At 58.3% G+C, this 21285-nt stretch carries 16 protein-coding genes, 2 pseudogenes and 1 other annotated feature; of the genes and pseudogenes, 5 read left to right on the forward strand and 13 right to left on the reverse strand.

The genetic code is table 11. The features are described from left to right. Positions 1–452: 452 nt before the first annotated feature. Positions 453–1643: an enoyl-ACP reductase FabV gene (gene fabV, locus G485_RS0108835; protein ID WP_027092267.1), complete on the forward strand. Its 1191-nt coding sequence runs from the start codon at positions 453–455 to the stop codon at positions 1641–1643. 70 nt (positions 1644–1713) lie between these two features. Here the strand turns inward: fabV and G485_RS0108840 are convergent, their stop codons facing one another. After that, complete coding sequence (locus G485_RS0108840) at positions 1714–2568, reverse strand: ATP-dependent DNA ligase (RefSeq protein WP_027092268.1); 855 nt, start codon at positions 2566–2568, stop codon at positions 1714–1716. 135 nt (positions 2569–2703) lie between these two features. Here G485_RS0108840 and G485_RS0108845 point away from each other — a divergent pair, with 135 nt between their 5' ends. Further along, positions 2704–2916 (forward strand): alpha/beta-type small acid-soluble spore protein, encoded by a 213-nt coding sequence (locus tag G485_RS0108845; RefSeq protein ID WP_027092269.1) that lies wholly within the window; start codon positions 2704–2706, stop codon positions 2914–2916. A 157-nt stretch (positions 2917–3073) separates the two neighbouring features. Here G485_RS0108845 and G485_RS25695 read toward each other — a convergent pair. The 4 genes and pseudogenes from G485_RS25695 to G485_RS0108865 form a co-directional block, all read right to left on the reverse strand. Then, positions 3074–3214 (reverse strand): annotated as a pseudogene (locus tag G485_RS25695) (VOC family protein); the annotation flags it as partial. Positions 3215–3375: 161 nt separating this feature from the next. Further along, positions 3376–4372, reverse strand: a pseudogene (locus G485_RS25700) (5-methyltetrahydropteroyltriglutamate--homocysteine S-methyltransferase); the annotation flags it as partial. Between the two features lie 123 nt (positions 4373–4495). After that, a complete protein-coding gene (locus tag G485_RS0108860) occupies positions 4496–5404 on the reverse strand; it encodes a LysR family transcriptional regulator (RefSeq protein WP_027092270.1) in 909 nt (302 codons plus the stop codon). A 290-nt stretch (positions 5405–5694) separates the two neighbouring features. Further along, a complete protein-coding gene (locus tag G485_RS0108865; RefSeq protein ID WP_027092271.1) occupies positions 5695–6771 on the reverse strand; it encodes a bifunctional 3-deoxy-7-phosphoheptulonate synthase/chorismate mutase in 1077 nt (358 codons plus the stop codon). Positions 6772–7408: 637 nt separating this feature from the next. Between G485_RS0108865 and G485_RS28915 the strand changes: the two genes are divergently transcribed. Then, a complete protein-coding gene (locus G485_RS28915) occupies positions 7409–7585 on the forward strand; it encodes a YjfB family protein (RefSeq protein ID WP_084423218.1) in 177 nt (58 codons plus the stop codon). 233 nt (positions 7586–7818) lie between these two features. Here the strand turns inward: G485_RS28915 and G485_RS0108875 are convergent, their stop codons facing one another. The 8 genes from G485_RS0108875 to G485_RS0108910 form a co-directional block, all read right to left on the reverse strand. Further along, complete coding sequence (locus tag G485_RS0108875) at positions 7819–9351, reverse strand: 2-isopropylmalate synthase (protein WP_027092272.1); 1533 nt, start codon at positions 9349–9351, stop codon at positions 7819–7821. Between the two features lie 262 nt (positions 9352–9613). Next, positions 9614–9845, reverse strand: a binding site (T-box leader). A 108-nt stretch (positions 9846–9953) separates the two neighbouring features. Next, complete coding sequence (locus tag G485_RS0108880; RefSeq protein ID WP_027092273.1) at positions 9954–10523, reverse strand: isochorismatase family protein; 570 nt, start codon at positions 10521–10523, stop codon at positions 9954–9956. Between the two features lie 38 nt (positions 10524–10561). Next, positions 10562–11686 carry an AbrB family transcriptional regulator gene (locus tag G485_RS0108885; protein WP_027092274.1) on the reverse strand — a complete coding sequence of 375 codons (1125 nt, stop codon included), beginning with the start codon at positions 11684–11686 and terminating at the stop codon, positions 10562–10564. Between the two features lie 24 nt (positions 11687–11710). After that, positions 11711–12358 carry an MBL fold metallo-hydrolase gene (locus G485_RS0108890; RefSeq protein WP_027092275.1) on the reverse strand — a complete coding sequence of 216 codons (648 nt, stop codon included), beginning with the start codon at positions 12356–12358 and terminating at the stop codon, positions 11711–11713. Positions 12359–12456: 98 nt separating this feature from the next. Then, complete coding sequence (locus G485_RS0108895; protein ID WP_027092276.1) at positions 12457–12858, reverse strand: Rrf2 family transcriptional regulator; 402 nt, start codon at positions 12856–12858, stop codon at positions 12457–12459. A 494-nt stretch (positions 12859–13352) separates the two neighbouring features. Further along, positions 13353–15359, reverse strand: a complete 2007-nt coding sequence (locus G485_RS0108900) for a beta-galactosidase (RefSeq protein ID WP_027092277.1) — start codon at positions 15357–15359, stop codon at positions 13353–13355. Positions 15360–15377: 18 nt separating this feature from the next. After that, positions 15378–16976 carry a response regulator gene (locus G485_RS0108905; protein ID WP_027092278.1) on the reverse strand — a complete coding sequence of 533 codons (1599 nt, stop codon included), beginning with the start codon at positions 16974–16976 and terminating at the stop codon, positions 15378–15380. Continuing rightward, positions 16954–18786 (reverse strand): cache domain-containing sensor histidine kinase, encoded by a 1833-nt coding sequence (locus G485_RS0108910; RefSeq protein WP_027092279.1) that lies wholly within the window; start codon positions 18784–18786, stop codon positions 16954–16956. Before G485_RS0108910 ends, G485_RS0108905 begins: the two co-directional genes overlap by 23 nt. A 191-nt stretch (positions 18787–18977) precedes the next feature. On the opposite strand from G485_RS0108910, the gene G485_RS25705 reads away from it, so the two are divergent. Beyond that, the gene (locus G485_RS25705; RefSeq protein ID WP_051318126.1) at positions 18978–20321 is read left to right on the forward strand and encodes an ABC transporter substrate-binding protein; all 1344 of its coding nucleotides are present in this window, start codon (positions 18978–18980) and stop codon (positions 20319–20321) included. Positions 20322–20394: 73 nt separating this feature from the next. After that, entirely contained in the window at positions 20395–21285 is an 891-nt protein-coding gene (locus G485_RS0108920; protein ID WP_027092280.1) for a carbohydrate ABC transporter permease, read from the forward strand.

The following is a 21285-nucleotide window of genomic DNA, read 5'->3' on the forward strand; positions in this document are numbered from 1 at the left end:
ATCAATTCCTCGTCCGGCATGTAGTCCAGCACCAGACGCAGACGATCCAAGTCTCCAAGCGTTTGAATTTCATTCCACTCAAACAGTTTCAGTTGTGGTATAATAGCCATAGCAGGCGACCCCTCTCATAGTGAAAATTGTTTTCTCGTCAATTACAATTTTACCATGGATGGACTCGCCTGTTTACTATTTATTACCACATCGGGAGGCTGGGGTGGAATTTCGCTCCGCCTCTCTTTTTACGCCCATAGCCCCGCATTTTTCCGCTTGTTTTTGGGGTAAAATTTATTTTCGCTCATCTTTCAACCTTTGTCGCGTCCGGTTTCCCGGACATCGCAATTAGCTTTATTCCACTTCATTCTTCCGCATCCCGTTTCCTATCGGCCCAAAATTCGGTAAAATCATTAGCGTAGCCTGCATCGCCATTTAATGATGAAAGGACAAACTATCCTATGATCATTCAACCGAAAACACGCGGCTTCATCTGCACGACCGCCCATCCGGTCGGTTGCGCCCGCCAGGTTAGGCGCCAAGTGGAATACGCGAAAGCCCGGCCGGCCGTACGAGGCCCGAAGAAGGCGCTCGTCGTCGGAGCTTCGACGGGCTACGGCCTCGCCTCCCGCATCGTCGCCGCTTTCGCGGCCGGAGCCGATACGATCGGCGTCTACTTCGACAAAGCCGCGGAAGGCTCGCGGACCGCGACGGCCGGCTGGTACAATTCCGCCGCGTTCGAGCAAGCCGCCAACGAAGCCGGCCGCAAATCGTTCAGCATCGTGGGAGACGCCTTCTCCGACGAGATCAAGGCGAAGACGATCGACCTGATCAAGACCGAGTTCGGGCAGGTCGATCTGGTCGTCTATAGTGTGGCCTCGCCGCGCCGCACGCATCCGCGAACGGGCGAAACGTTCTCCTCGGTCATCAAGCCGATCGGCCCCGCTTATTCGAACAAGACGGTCAACTTCCACACGGGCGAAGTCTCCGTCGCCACGATCGAACCGGCGACCGAAGACGAAGTCCGGCAGACGATCGCCGTCATGGGCGGCGAAGATTGGCAAATGTGGATCGACGCGCTGCTCGAAGCCGGCGTGTTGAGCGAAGGCGCCACGACCGTCGCCTACTCTTACATAGGCCCGGAAATTACCCACGCCGTTTACCGCGAAGGCACGATCGGCCGGGCCAAGGACGACCTCGAAGCGACCGCTCTTCGGTTGAAGGAGAAGTTGTCTCCGATCGGAGGCCGCGCCTTCGTATCGGTTAACAAGGCGGTGGTGACGCAATCGAGCTCCGCGATTCCGGTCGTGCCCCTGTACATCTCCGCCTTGTATAAAGTAATGAAGGAGAAGGGCATCCACGAAGGCTGCATCGAGCAAATGTACCGCTTGTTCGCCGATCGCCTGTACGCCCCCGGCGAGACGCCGGTCGACGACAAAGGCCGCATCCGGCTGGACGACCGGGAGATGCTCGCCGACGTGCAGAAGGAAGTGGACCGGATCTGGACCGAGCTCTCCACGGACAACATTAACGAGCTGTCGGATATCGCCGGCTATCGCCGCGAATTTTTCCAATTGTTCGGATTCGAGACCGACGGCGTCGATTACGAGGCGGACGTCGATCCGGCCGTGGACATTCCGAACTTGCGATAACGTGCCCACCAACGTTCAAAGGCCGGAAACTCCGCGTTCCCGGCCTTTGCTATTGGAGGAAGCGCAGTCTTCAGCCGTTGGCGAACCCGACGAATTCCGGGGACCGCGGCGTTCCGTCCGCCGCCCGCCGCCGATAGCGAATTCTCGCCTTCAGCACGGGTTCGACGTAGACGAAGTTCCGATCCTCACCCGCGGCGATCGCCCCGGCTACGCCCAGCAGCGCCTGTCGGTACGGAAGCGGCACGCTCTCCTGCAAGACGTCCGTCCCCCCCTCCTCGTAGCGGATCAGCCAGCCGAAGCCGTTTTTCCGATAACCTATAATGGGAACCGTCTTAAAGCGATAACGGTCGATCTTCAGCCAGTTGGGATCGCGGCGTCCCGCGTAGACGCTGTCCTTGCACTTGGCCACGATGCCTTCCGCCATTCCGTCACGAATCGCTTCGTACAGCCGCTTGCCCTCTCCTTCCACCGCCGGAACGAGAAGAAACCGTCCGTTCGGCTCCAGGATCCGTTCCAGACACTTTCTGCGTTCCATCAGAGGTTTTCCGCGCCAATCTTCTCCTCCGTACCGCAGGACGTCGAACACGAAATAAACGACCGGACGAGTCACCGAGGCTTCCCGAATGTCGATTCCCTTCTTCAGCCGGTAGCGCTCCATCAGCGTATCGAAGCGGATCTCGCCGGATGCCGGGTCCACCGCGGCCACTTCGCCGTCAAGGACGACGTCGGTACCGTCGCTTACCGGTACCCGGTGCAATTCCGGATACTGCCCGGTTACGTCGAAGCCATGGCGGGTGTAGAGCCTCGGAACGCCGTTCTCCATGGACAGAAGGAGGCGGTGCCCGTCGATCTTCGGTTCGAATATGTAACTGTCGTCGTCAAAAGGCAGCTCCGTGCGTTCGAGCAGCGTCGGGGGAAGAAACATAGCCGTACACCGTCCGTATATCATTTTCAATATACCGATTGTAGCACTTCGCAAGCCGCGAAGGGCCCGGTAAATGTTTGAATAAAAGGAAACGCCCCGTCGCATATTAAGTGGCAAATCATGGAGGTGAATGGCATGGCGAACAACCGGAACCAGATAGTGGTGCAAAACGCGCGCGCGGCGCTGGAACAGATGAAGTTCGAGATTGCGCAGGAGCTTGGCATCGAAATTCCGCAGGACGGGTATTACGGCAATATGCTCACCCGGGATGCCGGACGCCTCGGGGGCAATATTACCCGGCGGCTCGTGCAAATGGCGGAGCAGCAGCTCGCAGGCCGCCGCTTCTAACGGCAATCGGGCCGGCCGAAACAAATCGGGGCAACCCCTCCTTCTATGGACCGGGACTGCCCCATGGCTAACATCAGAAACGTCCGATCGAAAAAAGCTCCGGAGGGCCAATCCCGCCGGAGCTTAAGTTTTCCAACTATATATTTGTCCTTGAGTCCTACGCTTTGTCCAAATTCAACTGCCAATTTACGCCGAAGCGGTCCGCGACCCAGCCGAACTTGGCGCTCCACGGCGAAGCCTCGAGCGGCATCATCACCTGGCCGCCTTCGGACAGCCGGGCAAACGCGCGATCGATCTCCTATTACCGACGAGCAGATCGAGGAAGCGCTGAAGCTGCTCCGTTCCGTCAAGGTGATCGGCATGATCAAGTTGGAAACGGCGTCTTCTTTCTCCGGCGGCAAATCGGCGCCGGCGGTCGCGAAAGCCGTCGCCAATCGGGGGAGCGAATGATCGCAGACGCTTCTCCGTCGAAGCGAATCCGCATTGCGGGCTCAAACAAATGCGGTTGATGTCCACAATCTCCGCGGCTTCCCGAATGCGGCCGAGAATCGTCTCCTTGTCCTCCAGCTCGCCCGTCTTGGAGGAGAACAGGCCGAGCACGACCTGCCCGCCCTGCAAATGCCGAAGCGGCGTAAAATCGCCCGCCCGATCCGTGTCGAACTCCAGATAGAACGCGTCCAGCCCTTCGATGCCGAACAACGTCTCCGCAACCGGCTCGTAGCCGCCCGAGGAAGCCCAGGTCGAGTGGTAATTCCCCCGGCACACATGGGTGGTGACGATCAGATCGTCCGGCAAACCGGCGATCGCTTCCCGATTGACCCGGGCGAACAGCTTCGCCGTCGCGGCGACATCTTCGCCGTCCCGCTGCCTCGCTTGCCAGTAGTCTCGGTCGCACAGCATTCCCCATGTGCAATCGTCCAACTGCACGCTGCGGCAGCCCGCGTCGTAGAAAGCGAGAATTGCGGTCCGGTAGGCGCTTGCGATGTCGGCGATCAATTCATCCAGGTCGGGGTAAAAAGCCCGCGTAATCGCCGCATTGTCCCCGCGCTGCAGCTCGGCCAGAAATTGCGCGGGAGCCGGCAGCGTTTGGCGGGCGACGGCGCCTTCCCCGGCGACCCGCTTCAGAAACTTGAAGTGCTCGACGAAAGGATGGCCGGAGAAGCCGATCTTCCCGCACAGCCGCGCGGTTTCCGTTCTCGTCTCCATACCCTGGAACGGATAGCCGCGTTCCGACGCAGCCTTTTCCACACCGTCCAGGCCCCACATAAAATCGAGATGCCACCAGCTTGACGATCTCTTCGTCCTCGACCCTCCGCAGCTCATCGGCGGATATCTCGCCCAGTTGAAACCGGAGCCGGGCCTCCTTGAGCGCTTGCGGGCGCAAAAAGCTGCCGACTACGTCGAACCGATACGGCGTCGCCTCTCTCGTTGTTGCATGAACAAACATTTGGCACATGGAAACTCTCTCCTTATCGCGTTCGATAAAAGAAAGATACCAGCCACTCTCGTTATGAAGCAACTCCAATAAACTATAGTCAGCTATAGATCAAAAGCTATAACGCCCCCGCTCGAGCAAACGTCACCTGCTCTCTTCAACGGCCCGCTTGAGCGCTTCGACATAAGCGACCCCCAGCTTGGAGAGCGCGGTGTTCTTATGGCAAATCCAACCGACATGGATCGATTCGTCGCAGACGAGCGGGACAGGAATGATCTCATTGCCGTTCAGGTCGGCGCTCAGCACCCCGGTCGAGATCGTATAACCGTTCAAGCCGATGAGCAGATTGAAAAGCGTAGCCCGGTCGTTGACGCGGATGCTCTTGGGATGGGAGAGCGTGCTCAAAATTTCCTCGGCGAAATGAAAGGAGTTGTACTCGCCCTGCTCGAACGACAGGTATGGATAATGCTGGAGCTGGTCGATCGTCACCTCGGATTGCTTCGCCAGCGGATTATGGATGCTGATGAAAATGTGCGGCTTGGCCGTAAACAGGCTGTTGAATTGCAAATTCGCCGAATGCAGCAGCTTGTTGATCACCTTGGAATTGAACTCGTTCAAATATAGGATGCCGATCTCGCTGCGCATCGTCCGGACGTCTTCGATAATTTCATACGTTTTCGTCTCGCGCAGCGCCAATTCGTATTCGTCCTGGCCGTGCTCGTTCACCAGATGAACGAACGCGTTCACGGCGAAGGCATAATGCTGGGTGGACACCGAGAAGCGCTGAGGCGAAGGCTTCGCATTCAGGTAGCGGCTCTCCAGCAGCTCCGCCTGCTCGACCACCTGCCGCGCGTAAGCGAGAAATTCCGCTCCTTCCGTCGACAGCGAGATGCCTTTGTTCGTCCGCTCGAAAATCGTAATCCCCAGCTCTTCCTCCAAATCCTTGATCGCGTTCGACAGGCTCGGCTGGGAGATGAACAGCCGCTTGGCGGCTTCGTTCATCGAGCCTCTTCGCGCGACTTCGATTACGTATTTCAATTGCTGCAACGTCAATGTCGTTCCCTCTCTTTAACCGGCTGCTTTATTGCACCATCTCTTGAAAAATATCGCTCAGCGTAAACGGCACACAGGGCAGCTTGCCCGAAAAGGCCGTATCCTCCGATGAACAAATTCAGCATTCCCCGCTCCGTCACGATCGCTCAAAATGACGTCGAGAGGCGCGCGCATAGAAAAAGAGCACCCCGCAAACGTCCACATCATGTGTTCGGCTTTGTGAGGTGCTTCCCCGTACTTGTTTTCATTTATTATGTTCAATGGGAACGAATCTGTCAATCGAACGAGGTCTATTTGCGCAGCAGCCCCGATTGCTGGACGGCGTCGCAGAACGCCCGGAATTGCTCCAGGTCGATCTGTTGGTCCGCGTCGCTTAACGCCGTTTGGGGATCGGGATGCGTCTCGACCATGATGCCGTCCGCGCCGGCCGCCAACGCCGCTTTGGCGCACGGTACGAGAATGTCTTTGCGCCCGGTGGAATGGCTGACGTCGACAAGCACCGGAAGGTGCGTCTCCTGCTTCAGAATCGGCACGACGGAAATGTCGAGCGTGTTGCGCGTCCATCTCTCGTAGGTGCGGATGCCGCGTTCGATGAGGACGACCTGTTCGTTGCCGCGCGAGACGATGTATTCCGCCGCCAGCACGAACTCTTCCATCGTCGCCGATATGCCCCGCTTCAGCACGACCGGCATTCGCGTCTCCCCCGCCGCCTTGAGCAGCTCGAAGTTTTGCATGTTGCGGGCGCCGATCTGGATCATGTCGATGTACCGCTCCGCAAGCTCCATATGGGCCGGGTGGACGATCTCGCTAATCGTCACGAGCCCGAACTCGTCCGCAACCTCCTTCAACATTTGCAACCCTTCGACGCCGAGACCCTGAAAATCGTAAGGCGAAGTGCGAGGCTTAAACGCGCCTCCGCGCATCACTTGCACTCCGACAGCCTTTAACGCTGCCGCAACAGCCCGAAGTTGCTCGTACGATTCCACCGAGCAGGGGCCGGCGATAAGCGTCCGGGCCGGGCCGCCGATGGCGACGTGCTTGGCGTGGACGACGGTGTCCTCTTGCCTGCGCTTGCGGCTGACGAGCAGCTCTTTCTTGCGCCCCGCCTCCTGCAAACCGAGCGAGACGTTGAAAATTTGCTTGAACAGATGCTTGACCTGATCGTCGGTGAACGGCCCGCGATTATGCTTGACCAGCGTCTCCAGCATCTCTCGCTCGCGGATCGGGTCGAACTTGGCCATTCCCTTCTCTTCCTTCCACTCCCCGATCTCCCGCACGATGCCCGCGCGTTCGTTGAGCAGCTCCAGCAGCTTCAAGTTGACTTCGTCCAGCTTGCCCCTGAGCGTCTCCAAACGGTCCATAACCATCACTCCTTTTTTGGGATCAAAATAAAAAAGCCGTCCGCCAAGGCACGGGAAATCCCGCGGTACCAGCCTTGTTAGACAGCTTCGAACAAACAAGCTTCTCGCTCGAACGCGATAACGGCGCGTGAACCGGCTCTCCCTACTGTTTCAACGCCATGTTCAGGAGGCGACTCGGAAGCGAACTTCGGCCGGACATCTCCCGCGGCACGCTCTCAATCTCCGGCGAGCCGTCCCTGTCGGGGCGCGATCGGCTTACTCTTCTTCGTCATCGTCGCTCACATATTCAAAGGACTTGCTCCAAGTATAGGAAACGCACCGAATTCGCGCAAGCATGCGCGGCGAAACCGGACAACGCCAAAGCTATGCCGCGGTAAAGCGGCAAGCGGCGGGTCCGGTCCGTGGGGGAAGGGGGGCGTCATGCGAGCAAATTTTCGAACTGACCGGCGTACGCGCCGAATAGCGATCAGATCGCTATCGCGGCGGCACGGCTCAGAATCGGCTGGATGCTGCAGTCGCGCATATCCAAAGCCGCCTGTTGCCGCGGACCGTGTATATTCGAGGCCCTCAGATGCGGCGGACTTTGCGGAATTTCATAAATCGGCGTCCGGTGCCGATATTAGGGATGGGGAGGTGGTAAGCTTTGGATATCGCGTCGCTGTCAACATCCATGAGCCAATCGTCGCTGTCGCAGGCGGTCGGGATAAAAGTATTGGCGATGGCCAAAGGCCAGATGGAGCAGCAAGGGCAAAATCTCGTGCAAATGATAAGTCAAAGCCTGGATCCGAACCTGGGGAGAACGCTCGACATTCGCGTATAGTCCCGGACAAGCCGAGAGGCTAAACGGCGTATTCCTGCCGTTTAGCCTCTTGGCGATGCATGCGAGAGGTATCATGCTTCGTTCTCTTCATTTATCGAACACGGCCTTGGGATGGCCGGCGGCCGCCCATATCGTATCGATTACCCGTTTCGCGCAGCCCATCTCCCGCAACAGGCTTTGGATTAACCGCGCGCTTGCTCGTTCTATCCCCTCTCTTCAGGCAGTGTCGCCGGTCAAGCGTGGACAACGTCCAGCAAGGCGGCATTCACGCCATTCAGGAAGGCAAGCGCGCTCGCTTTAATAATGTCCGTGTCCATCGCGCGTCCGGAGTACATTTTCCCTTGGTGCTCGATCCGGATGTTGACCCGCCCGATTGCTTCCTTGCCACGCGACAGACTGTTGATTTTGTAGTCCTTGAGCTCCACGTCAAGCCCGACCAGCGACTTGATGACGCTATACAAGGCGTCGATCGGACCGTCACCGACGGCGCTGTCCGTCACAATCTCGGAGCCTTTCTTCAAGGAGACCGTCGCCGTCGGATGCCGGTCGTTGCTGACGACCTGGAACGATTCGAGCTCGAAAAGCTGCTTGTCGCTTTGATCGATCGTGCGGTGATTCGTCACCAAGTAGAAAACGTCGTGATCGTACACTTCCTTCTTGGCGTCAGCCAGCGTAAGGAATTTTTGGAACAACGCCTCGAAGTCTTCGCCTTCGCCCGCCTCGAAGCCCATTTTCTCGACCGCGTTCTTGAAGGCGTGGCGTCCCGACCGGGCCGTCAGGATGAGCTCCATGCTCTCCGCTCCGACCTCCTCCGGCGACAAAATCTCGTACACCCGCTTATCCTTCAGCAAGCCGTCCTGATGGATGCCGGAGGAATGCGCGAAGGCGTTCTCGCCCGTAATCGCCTTGTTCACCTGCACGTCCAGACCTGTCATATGGCTGACCAGCCTGGAAGTGCGCATGATCTCTTGCGTGCGGATGTCGGTGTAGCAATTGTAATGGCTCTCCCGCACTTTGATGCCCATGACGACTTCCTCGAGCGAGGCGTTGCCCGCCCGTTCGCCCAATCCGTTGATCGTGCACTCGACCTTCTCGGCCCCGTTCTTGATCGCGCTCAGCGTATTGGCCGTCGCCAAGCCGAGATCGTTGTGGCAATGAACGCTGAGCACGACGTTCTCGTTCAAGTTCTTCAGCCGCTCGTTGATGCGGCGGATGAGGTCGCCGAATTCCTCCGGGACGGCGAAGCCCACCGTGTCCGGCACGTTGATCATCGTGGCGCCGGCTTTGACGACGGCTTCGATCGTCCGCCACAAATATTCGAAGTCCGATCTTGAGGCGTCCTCCGTGGAATATTGCACGTTGGGCAGCAGCGTCTTGGCGTACTTGACGGCGTCGACGCCCATTTGCATGACCGCGTCCTTGGAGCGGTTGAACTTCTTCTCCACGTGAATGTTCGACGTGCCGAGCACGATATGGATGAGCGGATTTTGCGCGATTTTGACGCTCTCGTAGACGGCGTCGATGTCGCTCTTGACCGCGCGGGCGAGCGCCGTGATCGAGACGCTGTCGCCTACGGTGCGGGCGATCTCCCGCACGGCCTGGAAGTCCCCGGCGGAAGACGCGGGAAATCCGGCTTCGATAATGTCGACGTTCAGCCGCTTCAGTTGCTGGGCGACCTCCATTTTTTGTTGCACGTTCAATTTGGCGCCCGGCACCTGCTCGCCGTCACGCAGCGTCGTATCCAACACGATGATTTTGCGGCTCATTCGTTTTTCCTCCTCTGTAGTTTTTACAAAAAGTCAGGCTGAGCTCAGCGCGTACTTGATTTGTTTTGCTTGCGAACTTGCAGACGGGAGGCCCTTTAGGCGCTCCCACGGAGCTTATAAGATCGATTTTCGATCTTACAGCCGCCAACTCGGCTCGCGCGGCCGACCCACCACCGCCGGACCTCTGGTCCGCGGTCTATCTATATGTGAAGCGGGGTCGGTTAAACCCGGAATTTAACCAACAAAAAAACCCCGTCTCTGTTCTAGAGACGAGGTTGAACCCGCGGTACCACTCTAATTCATTCCGCATGCGGAATGAGCTCATTCGATGGCCATCACCATCTATCCCTGTAACGGTGGAATTCCGTCTTACCCTACATTGTCGGGCAGCTGTTCATAGACGAGTTCGAAATGAACGACGCTGCCGTTTCGCACCGGCCAACGGCTCTCTGCAAGGTCATGTCACTTCTACTATTTCTAATCATTACATTTCGATATGAAGTTACTGGCCATTATATGGCACGTCTCCGGAAATGTCAACACCGGATCGTCAAGCGCATGATCCCATTTTATCCCGTTCGGTCGATCCGCATGCGTGCAATTTACCCTTGGACCTCGGCGAGGAATTGCTCCGTCGTCCGAAGCTTGCCGATCCGCGGAAAAATATAACGGCACGTATAATTATGCTCCTCCTCGCTCGAAGCTTTCATGGCGTCCGTGACGAACACCTGGCTGTAGCCGAGCTGGAACGCTTCGCGAGCCGTGCCCTCGACCCCGATGTTCGTCGAGATTCCGCCCAGCACGATCGTGTCGATCCCTCTGCGGCGAAGCTGGAGATCCAGGTCTGTGCCGAAAAAAGCGCCCCATTGCCGCTTGGTCACCACATAATCGTTCGGCCCGACGCCGAGCTCGGGAACGAGTGTCGCCCAATCCGCCGGCATCGATCCCCCGCTTGCGGGCGCCGGATGATCCGTAGGGGGATTCAACCGGTCTTTGCCGTCAAGGAACGAGACGTTCACGAACGCGATAAATCCGCCCTTCTCCCGGAAAAGCCGGACAAGTCGGGCCGCCTTCTCCACCGTCTCTTGACCGTTCGCCATCCGCACGATGCCCTGCTGAAGGTCGATGAGAACGAGCGCCGTTTTTTGAAAATCGAGTTGCAGCTTGCTCATGGTCCATTCCTCCGTGAACTAAGATGGTTGCCTGCGCTTTACCGTGAGCCTTGCCTTTGCGCGGCGCGTCCGTCCGAGAGCCGGAACAGAAGCCGGATCAACGGCGGCACGGCCAAGAAGATAAAGAAAGTGCGGAACAACTGATATCCCGCCACCATCGACAGGTCGGCGCCGATCTCGTGGGCGATGATGCCCATCTGGTCCATCCCGCCGGGAGCGAGGCTGAGCAGGCCGGTCGCCGCGGACACCGATTGGAGCTTCGTCAGCAAATAGGCGAGGCCAAGCGCTCCGATGATCAGCACGAGCGCGCTTCCGATCGCCAGCGAGAACGTGCGGACTTTGTGCGTTAACCGGCCCGGCTTCAGCATGAGGCCGACGTTCGTGCCGATGGCGAGCTGCGCGGCGTTAATCAGCGCGGTTGGCAGCGCCGGTCCGTGCAGGCCGGATGACAGCTGCAAAATCGCCGTGCCGATCGCCGGTCCCAGCAGGAACGCGGTCGGGAATTTGATCTTGTTGCCGAGGAGCGCCAATACGACGCAGACTGCGGCAAAAACGAGGCCGTTCGGCCACAAGCCGCTCCAACTGGCCGCCGCCGTCCGGACGACAGCCGAAGCCGTATCCGTCGCGGCGTTCCCCGTCGCATCGAAAATCGGGCTGAAGACGAGCAGCGGAACGCAGATGATGATCATCATAAGCCGGATGACCTGCGTCACTGTCACGACCGTCAAATTGATGCCTTCCGTCTCCTCCGCGAGCGTCACGACTTGCGTCAATCCGCCCGGGATGCTTCCGAGCAGAGCCGTCCGGTAATCCGTATCCGACAGCTTCGAGACGACGAACGCCATGCACGCGCAAAACAGCAGCAGAAGCACGGTCATCAGCAGCATGGAAGGCAACTGGTGCAACATCTCCCGCAGCGCCGTGGACGTCATCGCGAGGCCGATCGTATAGCCGACGACGATCATGCCGCCGTTGCGGATTCGTCCCGGCCACGCGTAGCGGCCCTGGAGCAGGTTCGATCCGATGAGCGCCGCGATCATCGGACCGAGCAGCCACGGGATCGGCAGATGCAGCAGTTTGAAAACGAAACCGCCCACGACCGCCGTCGCCAGCGTCAGCACGAACCGGGTCCATGGACGGCTTCCGTGTAGATCCTTTTTCAAGAGTCGAAGCCTCCCTTGCGTTATTTAGTCATACCGGAAGGTCACGACGCCTGCATAATCCGCCAGATTTTCCCGAGAGACGTCCAGTTCCTTCACCGTAATCGCTCGCTGTCCGGCCGCCTCCACAAATTTGTCCTCTTTGTCGAAAAGAAGCCTTCCCGGCAGCCCCAGCGCCTTCGTCCTGTAGTGCATCGGAATGGCGACAGTCGGCTGCAGTTGGCGCATGACCTGCGCCGCCTCTTCTCCGTTGAGCGTCATTTTGCCGCCGACTGGTACGATCAGGATGTCCACTTTCCCGATCTCGCTTATTTGCGAGGGGGTGAGCAGATGGCCCAAATCGCCGCAATGGCATACGGACAAGCCGTCCGCCCGCAGGACAAAGACGGTGTTGGCGCCTCTCTTCGCGCCTTCCTTCTTGTCGTGATACGTTCGGATCCCCTGGATGGACACGTCGTTCTTCTCGTAGTCCAGCGGCTGGTTCGCGATCATGTAAGAGCCGGTGGCGACCTGAAGCTGATTGTGATCCCGGTGGTCGTGGGTGACGACGACGATGTCCGCCTCCACGCGAGGCATCCGGTAACCGAGAAAGCGATCGTAGGGATCGATGAGCACGCGAGTTCCGCCTTGCGTCGTAAGCAGAAAGGAAGAGTGCCCGAACCATTTGATAATCAACGAATGTCATCACCTTTAAAACGGAATGTTGTTGCGGGATGAAAATAATGTGCATTATTTTGCACATTTTAGGACGCAAAAAAGCGTCGCAGCCGCGACTAATCCAGCATATCCGCAACCGTGTACGTCCCCAGCACTTGAACGACATGCGCGTTGATGTCGCCCATAATCTTCTTGAAAGAGTCGTGCACCTTCCTTCCGAACAAATGGTTGCCGGTCGTATCGAGCATTCGATCCCAGATCGGCTCCTCGTCGTGCAAGGACGTGTAAACGTCGAACAGCGTAATGTCCTCGGGCTTGCGGGCCAACTGATAGCCCCCGGCCCGGCCCTGCCTCACCTCCACGATGCCGGCTTCGCCCAGTTGGGCCAATATTTTGCGGAGAGCGGTCGGTTCGCAACGAATCTGTTCGGCGATCTCCGCGCTGGACCGGAGCTCCGCGTTCGTCGCCAGCACGATCAAAGCCTGCAGGCCGAAACCAAACCGTTTCAATTGCGCCATAACCGAATCGCGAGCCTCCCGCTTCCGTAACAATATGTGCACATTTTAGCACACTTTATTCGGAGGCGCAACTTTGCGGGGGAAAAGCAAAACCGCTTTCGGCGTCCTTGGACTGCGAATGCGGTTTTGCAGAAAAGTTACCTGTAGCGTCTCTCCCTGACCGAGCGCGGTCGTAACGGACACTGGATCCGTTATTTGGTGCCATTATCTCGTTCTTGACTGCCTAACGGACCCTCGTTCCGTTATTCCTCGAATTTTCGTTGAATGGAGCCCCACTTCAAACAAATAACGGATCTAGAGTCCGCTAGGACTCCCGATTGGGCTTCGGACGGCGATATAACGGATCGACGGTCCGTTACTCTTCAGCCCACAATCCCTGCGGATCGGCCAAGAGAGGAACCCAGTTCCTCTCTTCAGCCCACTAAGCCCGCGCGGGCCCGACACGCTGGCGCTTCCGCCCTTGCGCCCGCGGCCTCCCGCACGCCTGCCGCCCCTTATGCCGTCTCGATAATCGCGACGCCCCAGCGGTCCAGCTCGATCCGCTCGCCGGAGCGCACCGGCCGGTCGGCCAGCAGCTCCAATCCATCTTCATGAGGGTAATCGAACGACCTCGGCTCGTCCGAATAGTTGAAATAATACCGCACCGTCTTGCCCCGCTCGTTCGTTCCCGATTTGACGATCAGCGGGAACCGCAACTCCTGGTCGGCGCCCCACAGCCCTGCGGTTTTACAAGCACGCTCCAGCACTTTCCCGATGACGGCGGCGCTCGGCAGACAGCCGATATAGGTCGCCGTGCCTTTGCCGTACCGGTTCTCGGTGATGGCCGCGTACGCCCCCCAATGCGGATGGTCGTACCAGGCGAGCACCTCCGCCGTCGTCGGCGTAAGCAGCTCCATCCAGACGCTGACGCCGTTCAGCTCCGCCCCGACACCGAACGGATCTCCCTTGAGCGATACCGACTTCGGCTCCACAAACTGGCTGTAGCGGACGCCGCACGCCTCCCCGATGAGGCCGGGCTGGACGCCGGTCCGGACCTTGACGTGCTCGTCGGCGAATCCGCTCTTGAACGTGTAAACGACGTGGCCGCCGTTTTCCACATACCGGTTCAGCCGCTCGAGCAGCTCGTCCGACGCCGCGTAAAGCGCCGGCACCACGATCAAGTCGTATTGCGCGAACGAACCGGAGGAGCCAGGATGCAAAATATCGCAGCCGACGTTCATCTCGTACAGCCGGTCGTACAGGAGACGGACGATGTCGTTGTAGCGGACGCTCCCGCCGGGGAGCGGGAACCATTCCAGCGCCGTCAACGCTTCGTTGCTGACAAGCACGGCGGCGCGGCACATCTTCTTCAAGTTGACCAGCTTCGGCGACAGCCGCGCGAAATCGCGGCCGATCGTGGCCGCCTCTTCATAAGTCGGATTCGTTCCCAGGTCGTGGCTGAGCAAGCCTTTCCAGTACGTCTCGAACGAATTGTGAATCGAATGCCAATGCCAGTATTCGACCATGTTGGCGCCGGAGGCCAGATGGCTGAATGCCTGAAGCCGCAGTTGTCCGGGATAGGGCGTCCAATGGGGAAAAGCTTGCGCCTGCGTCTCCAGAACGAAGTAGTTCGTCCCCTTGAGCGAACGGGTGGAGTCGCCGCCGAACGAGATTTCCTTCCCGGTCAGCTCGTCCTGCGAAGGATGATAAATGTCGACCCCCGCGATGTCGAGCGCCTTGGCCGCTTCGAAGTGATCGACGTCCGGCTGGACGCCGAACGAATAGCCCCGCCACTCGAAATCGAAATTGTGCGTCACGAATTGATCCGGACGCTTGTATTCGTTCACGATCGAAGCCTGCCACGCCAGAAACTCGGTGACGAGCTGCCGCTGAAAGCGGGCGAACTCCGCGCCCAGGCTGCCGTTGATCGTGCCGACGACGGACGGGAAGTCCTCCCAGCTGTTGATCCGGTTGCTCCAGTAATCGAGTCCGAACTCCCGGTTCAACCGCTCCACCGTGCCGAATTTGTCCTTGACGTATTTCACGAACCGGTGCTGCACGTTCGGTCCGCTCGTCCGGTAATGCTTCGTCTCGTTGTCGACCTGGTAGCCGATGACGGCGGGATGGCCGCAGACGTGCCCGATCAGCTTGCGGATGATGCGTTCGGCGTAGAAGAGATAGGTCGGATTGGCAATGTCCATAATTTGCCGGGCTCCGTAACGGCCGGGACCGTCCGGCGTCTCCGCCAGCACGTCGGGATGCTCCTTGACCATCCACGTCGGCACCGCGTACGTGGGCGTTCCGACAATGACGTGAATCCCCGCCCGGTGCATGGCGTCAAGCACGCGGTCCACGCTCGAAAAATCGAATACGCCGTTCTGCGGCTCGTGGGTGCTCCACGTCGATTCCGCGATGCGGACGAGATTGATGCCGGCCGCCTTCATCATGGCGATGTCGGTGTCCAATCGCTCGTATGGCATATATTCGTCGTAGTAGGCAACCCCGTAAAGCAACTTTTTCATCGTCCGTCTCTCCCCTGTCTACAAGTTGTTCCGGTATTGATTCGGCGTCATTCCGGTGTACTTCTTGAACACCTGGAAAAAATATTTCTCGTCCTGGTAGCCGACTTCGTGCGCGATATCGGAAATCCGCAGGCTGTTGTCCTCCAGCAGCCGGGAAGCGTGCTCGATGCGGATGCGGTGAAGATAATCGACGAAGCTCGTCTGCATCTGCTGCTTGAACAAATAGCTGATATAACCCGGCGTAACGTAAACCTCGCGCGCGACGGACTCCCGGCTGATGTCCTTGCGGAAATTGTCCCGGATATACGCGAGAACGGATTCGAACAGCTTGTTGTTGTTCTTGCGGGCGTTCAGATGCTCGCCGACCCGAAGCGCCGTATCGGTGAGCGAGGCCATAATATGTTCCAGGCTGGAACGCGCCAGCATGCGGGTGATTTCGGTCAGCTGGCTGCCGAAAACCTCTTGGACGTTGACGTTTTTCTCGATGCAATAACGGTACAGCGCAAAATACAAGGCGAAAATCGAGTTGACGACGTTGTCCTTCGAGGCGCTCTCCGGCTTTAACGACGCCAGGAACGCCTGCAAGCTGTCCCGGATCGCCTCCTCCTCCCCCTTCGCAACCGCCTGGAGCACCGCTTTTTCGTCCGCTAGCGGATAAGAGGTATTGGAAAAGTCCTCTTCCTCGGCCGCTTCCACATAGTCGGCGATTCTCCCGTTGCCGCCGCAGAACCTGGCGTTCAGCGCCTTCACCGCTTCCCGGCAGGACGTCCTCAGGTGCCGGATGTCCTTGTCGAAACTGCCGATGCCGACGGATACCGTGAACTTGAGGTATCGCTCCGAATTGTGCTGAATGTCGCGGGCGTACGGAACGATCGCCTTCGCATCGAGCCACTCCTCCGCGTTCAGAATGAGGAAGAGGTCGTCGTTGTGCTCGAAAGCTGCGCAGCGGCACAAGGGAGCGAACGTTTCCTCGGCGATATTTTTCAGGGCGTACTTGAACAGCTCGATATCGACGCTGCCGTATTTCTGCTGAATCGTGTGCAAATTGTCGATTTGAACGGCCATCGCGCCGAAAAAAGGATACGGAAACACAATATCGTTCAGCTTCAGGTTGGCGAGAAGCCGCTCGTAGGGCGGATTGTCCGTGAGCGCAAGCCGGCTCAGCGCATTCTCCTTCAGGAAGGGAAAGCTTTCGCGGAAGCCGCTTCTCAGCTTCTCCAGCCGTTCCTCCTCCCGTCTCTCCGCGGCGATCTCCTCGGTCAGCTTCAGCACCAGATCGAGAATTTCCTTCCGGCGGCTCGGCTTGAGCAAGTAGTGGCCGGCGCCGGCCGCCATCGCTTTCTGGGCGTAGGTGAAATCGTCGTACCCGCTCATGATGACGCACTTCGTATGCGGATAAGCCTCCGAGACGCGTCCGATCAGCTCCAGCCCGTCCATGACCGGCATCCGGATATCCGTCAGCAGAATATCGACCCGGTTCGTCTTCATCATCTCCAGCGCCTCCGCGCCGTCGCGCGCTTCTCCGACGATCTCGATCCGATGCGCCGCCCAGTCGATCAGCGTCCGGATCCCCGTCCGGGCGCGCTCCTCGTCGTCAACGATCAGCAGACGGAACATGCGCTTCACTCCCTTCTCGTTCCCTGACCGCGGGAATGCGAATTTCCACCCGCGTGCCCTTGCCCGGTTCGCTGTCGTAGCGGAGCCGATAATCGTCCTTGTAATAGTGCCTCAGCCGCTCGTTCACGTTGCGGACGGCGTACCCGCCTGTCTCACGGGCGACGTGCACGTCGCTTTCGCTCCGAATCTCGGTCAGCTTGGCCAGCTCCTCGGGCTCCATCCCGGAGCCGTCGTCTTCGATGACGAACCGGAGACTGTCCCCTTCCCGGACGCCCGAGACCCGAACGAAGCCGCCCCCGCGCTTGCGCTCGATGCCGTGTACGATGGCGTTCTCCACGAACGGCTGCAGAATCAGCTTCAGGATAACGTAGTCGTCCAGCTCGCTCGGAATGTCGATCCGGTAATCCAGCACATCCTTGAACCGCATTTTCTGCAGCGACAAATAGAGCTCGAGCAGCTCCCGCTCCTTGGAGACGCTCGTGAAGCTTTTGCCCCGGTTCAGGCTCAGGCGGAACAGGCGGGACAGGTTGACGATCATTTCGCTGATCCGCTCCTGTCCTGCGGCTTCCGCCTCCCAGAAGATCGTATCGAGCATGTTGTAAAGAAAATGAGGGTTGATTTGCGCCTGCAGCGCCTTCAATTCCGCTTCCTGCTCCCGAAGCCGGAGCACATAGACGTCGTCGACCAGCGCCTTGATGTTCGCCACCATGTTGTTGTAGCCCTGGCTTAAATAGCCGATCTCGTCGCTGTATTTAATGTCGACCTTCTCGTCGAATTGGCCGTTCTGGAAGCGGCGCATCGAGAGAAGCAATTTCTTGATCGGCGCGGTCAGGAACGAGGTCAGGAGCAGCATGATGGGGATGCTCATGAGCAGCCACCCCGCGATGAGCAACACGACGAACAGCTTGATGGAATTCAATTCCTTGGTGAGCGTGCTGAGCGGCACCGCGTAGAGGTATTCCCAGCCGTTCTCCCCTTTGCTGTAGGACAGCAGCAATTTCTCGCCGTCCAGCTCGACGACTTTCGAACCGGCCCCCTGCCCCGCGGAGCGGAGTTTGGCCCAATCGGCGCCGTCTCCCTTGTAGAAGGCTTTGCCGGCTTCAAGAAGCGGAGCGCCGTTCGAGTCGAGGATGACGATGCCGTGATCTTTGTCGTACAAATTTTTCAAGTATTGGCCCAATATCGTCTCCATGTTGACGCCTACGAATATAAAGCCGATCGTGCTTCCGTTGTTTACGTCGCGCACGATGCGGGTCATTCCGATCTTGTCCTTCCGGTTGTTCTGAATGAACACGTTGTTGTCCTCCGTCAGCGGAAACCAGAAGGGCGCCCCGCGCAAAGCGGCGGTCTGGGCGTAAATCCGGCTAGACGCGATCTGCTGGATCGTGCTCGCCCCGCTGCTGTCGTCGGTAGCTACCTGGAACAGCGGAGGCCCTTCCTTGCCGTACAAGGCGACATAGTCGAAATTGCCCGTGAGCAGCATCTGATTCATGAGCGATGCGGTCGAACCCGAATAGAGCATCGGATCGAGCGAGCCCGCCGGACGCTTGTCCTGCTGGATCGTCTTCTGGATGACCGGATCCATGGTGAACACGGTCACCCAGTTGGACATCGCCCGCTGCATCGACAGCATGTTGTTCTCCACGACGCGTATGACGCCGAGATTGGTCGAGCTCACTTTGTTGACGATTTGGGTTCTGGACGTTTGGAAAGCATAGTAGCCGAGAGCCGTGGAGAAGATCGTCATCAGCAGCGCGAACAAAATGATGATTTTATATTTGAGACTCAGATTCAGGTAGGCGCGCAGCACCGGATCACAAGCCTTTCCGATCGCTTTTTTGTTATTCTAGTCTTCCCGCCCGACATTCACAACGTCTTTGGCGAAGGATTCGACAATCTTCAACCTTCCCCTTTTTTTCTCTACTGACCGCCCCGCGGCGCCTTGCTATGATTCTAACTGGAACCTTGTCAGGTCCGAATCGACGATCAGGGGGATTAAACATGGTGAAACATTCCAAATGGGCGCGCGCGTCCATACTGACCTTAGCGATTGCATCCGTAGGGGCGCTGTCCGCTTGCGGCGGCTCGAACAGCTCGAATACGGCATCGGACGGCGGCAGCGGCGGAGACAGCGGATCGGGCAAAGTGACGCTCCGATTTTTCTCCAACCTGCCCGACCGCAAATCGGGTCAAGGCCTTGCCGAACAGACCGTTATCGACCACTACATGGCAGAAAACCCGAATGTCAAAATCGATGTGGAGACGTTGGCGGAAGAGCCGTTCAAAAACAAGCTGAAAGCCTATATGTCCTCCAACGAACCGCTCGACATCACGATGGTGCACGGCGGCGCCGAGTTGAATACGCTCGTTCAGGCCGGCTACGTGAGGGAGCTCGACCCCAAAGAATACGAGGGCGAGAAGTACAACTTCCTTCCGGGCGTGTACAAGTCGTTCTCCTTCAACGGCAAGCTGTACGGCTTGCCCCGCAACAGCGACTACGAAGTGATCTACTACAACAAGAAGCTGTTCGAGGACAACGGCGTCAAAGTGCCGACGACGTTCACCGAGCTGCTGGACGCCGCCAAAGCGTTCCGCGACAAAGGCATCGCTCCGATGTCCATTAACGGCAAAGACTTGTGGAGCTTCGGCGAAATGTTCCAAAACGTCGTGCAGCGGTACAGCGGCGATCAGAACCTGATTCTGGACGCGGTCGACAAGAAGAAGAAGTTTACGGAAGACGAGAACTTCCTCAAAGCCGCTCAATTCCTGCAGCAGCTTCGGGACGTCAAGATGTTCCAGGATTCCTTCATGACCGCCGATTACGGCGCTTCCCAAAACCTGTTCACCCAAGGCAAAGCGGCCATGTGGTACATGGGCTCCTGGGAAGCCGGCATGGCGACCAACGAGAGCCTCCCGGAAGATTTCCGCAACAACCTGGGCGTGATCCAATTCCCGGTTGCGGAAGACGGCAAAGGCAAGATCGACGACCTGCTCGCCTGGAACGGCGGCGGCTATGCGCTGGTCAGCAGCTCGAAGCACCCGGAAGAAGCGAAGAAGTTCTTCGATTACCTGATGAGCGCGGACCAGTGGGCGAAGACCGCCTGGGATACGGGCGCAGCCGTGCCGGCGCAGAAATACGAGCTGACCGGCAAGGAGAGCGAAGTGCAGAAGACGCTGACGGACATTCTCGTCAATGCGACCTCGACGGCGGGCGCTTCCTTTATCGATTACGGCACGCCCAAGTATAAGGACGATACGCAGAACGCGTTCGGCAAGTTCTTCTCGAGCAACGAGAAGCCGGAACAGCTGCTTGCGGACCTTCAGGCGGCGGCCGACAGCCAGTAATCGGGCAGAAAGGAACGGATGAGATCAGGTAGCTCCTGATCTTATCCCGTTCTAAAGGATGGAGCGGATAACCATGCATAGAGTGTTTAGAAACAAAACGGCCATCTTCCTCTTCGTATTTCCGGGAATGCTGCTCTTTGCGCTCACGTTCCTGGCGCCGATCGTTCTGAGCGGCTACTATTCGCTCACCGATACGCTCGGACCCGGAACGAAGGTGACGATGGTCGGCTTGGACAATTACACCAATCTGCTGTTTCACGATTCGAAATTTTGGCTCGCTTTGCGGAACGCCGTCCTGCTGGGCATCGGCTTTATCGTCATTCAGCATCCGATCTGTATTTTCTTCGCGGTTTTGCTGGACCGCATCGGAGGCAAGGCGGAGAAAGTGTTCCGCACGATTTTCTTCATTCCCTGCGTCATCTCCGTCGTCGTCATTTCGAAGATGTGGCTCTCCCTTCTCGATCCGACGTTCGGCCTCGTGAACAAAGTGCTGGATGTCCTCGGGCTGGACATGCTGAAGCATGCCTGGCTGGGCGAGAGCAGCACGGCGCTCGGCTCCATGCTGTTCATTCTGATCTGGGCCGGCTTCGGCTGGGGGCTTCTCTTCTACTATGCCGGCGTCAAGGGCATCCCCGAGGATCTGTACGAAGCGGCGCAACTGGACGGCGCCTCCGGCTTGAAACTGCACTGGCGCATTACGGTTCCGCTGCTGTCGCCGGTCATCACGGTACAGGTCACGCTGGCGATGATTACGGCGCTGAAGCAGATGGAGACGGTGTTCCTGACGACCAACGGCGGTCCCGGCGATTCCACGCAGTTTCTGGCCGTTTACTTGTACAACAAGGCGTTCTCGGCAAGCCAGTACGGATACGCCAACGCCATTTCCATCCTGTTCATCGTCGTCTGTCTCATTGCGACTTATTTAAGCAACCGGCTCACTCGCAGCGATGCGACGGAATATTAA

This window comes from Cohnella thermotolerans DSM 17683 (assembly GCF_000429825.1).
Taxonomy (GTDB): Bacteria; Bacillota; Bacilli; order Paenibacillales; family Paenibacillaceae; genus Cohnella; species Cohnella thermotolerans.

Coding starts and splice junctions, on each gene's coding strand:
- fabV (WP_027092267.1), top strand. CDS start 453: ATGATCATTCAACCGAAAACACGCGGCTTCATCTGCACGACCGCCCAT.
- G485_RS0108905 (WP_027092278.1), bottom strand. CDS start 16,976: ATGTTCCGTCTGCTGATCGTTGACGACGAGGAGCGCGCCCGGACGGGG.
- G485_RS0108845 (WP_027092269.1), top strand. CDS start 2,704: ATGGCGAACAACCGGAACCAGATAGTGGTGCAAAACGCGCGCGCGGCG.
- G485_RS0108880 (WP_027092273.1), bottom strand. CDS start 10,523: ATGAGCAAGCTGCAACTCGATTTTCAAAAAACGGCGCTCGTTCTCATC.
- G485_RS0108895 (WP_027092276.1), bottom strand. CDS start 12,858: ATGGCGCAATTGAAACGGTTTGGTTTCGGCCTGCAGGCTTTGATCGTG.
- G485_RS0108920 (WP_027092280.1), top strand. CDS start 20,395: ATGCATAGAGTGTTTAGAAACAAAACGGCCATCTTCCTCTTCGTATTT.
- G485_RS0108840 (WP_027092268.1), bottom strand. CDS start 2,568: ATGTTTCTTCCCCCGACGCTGCTCGAACGCACGGAGCTGCCTTTTGAC.
- G485_RS0108900 (WP_027092277.1), bottom strand. CDS start 15,359: ATGAAAAAGTTGCTTTACGGGGTTGCCTACTACGACGAATATATGCCA.
- G485_RS0108875 (WP_027092272.1), bottom strand. CDS start 9,351: ATGAGCCGCAAAATCATCGTGTTGGATACGACGCTGCGTGACGGCGAG.
- G485_RS0108865 (WP_027092271.1), bottom strand. CDS start 6,771: ATGGTTATGGACCGTTTGGAGACGCTCAGGGGCAAGCTGGACGAAGTC.
- G485_RS25705 (WP_051318126.1), top strand. CDS start 18,978: ATGGTGAAACATTCCAAATGGGCGCGCGCGTCCATACTGACCTTAGCG.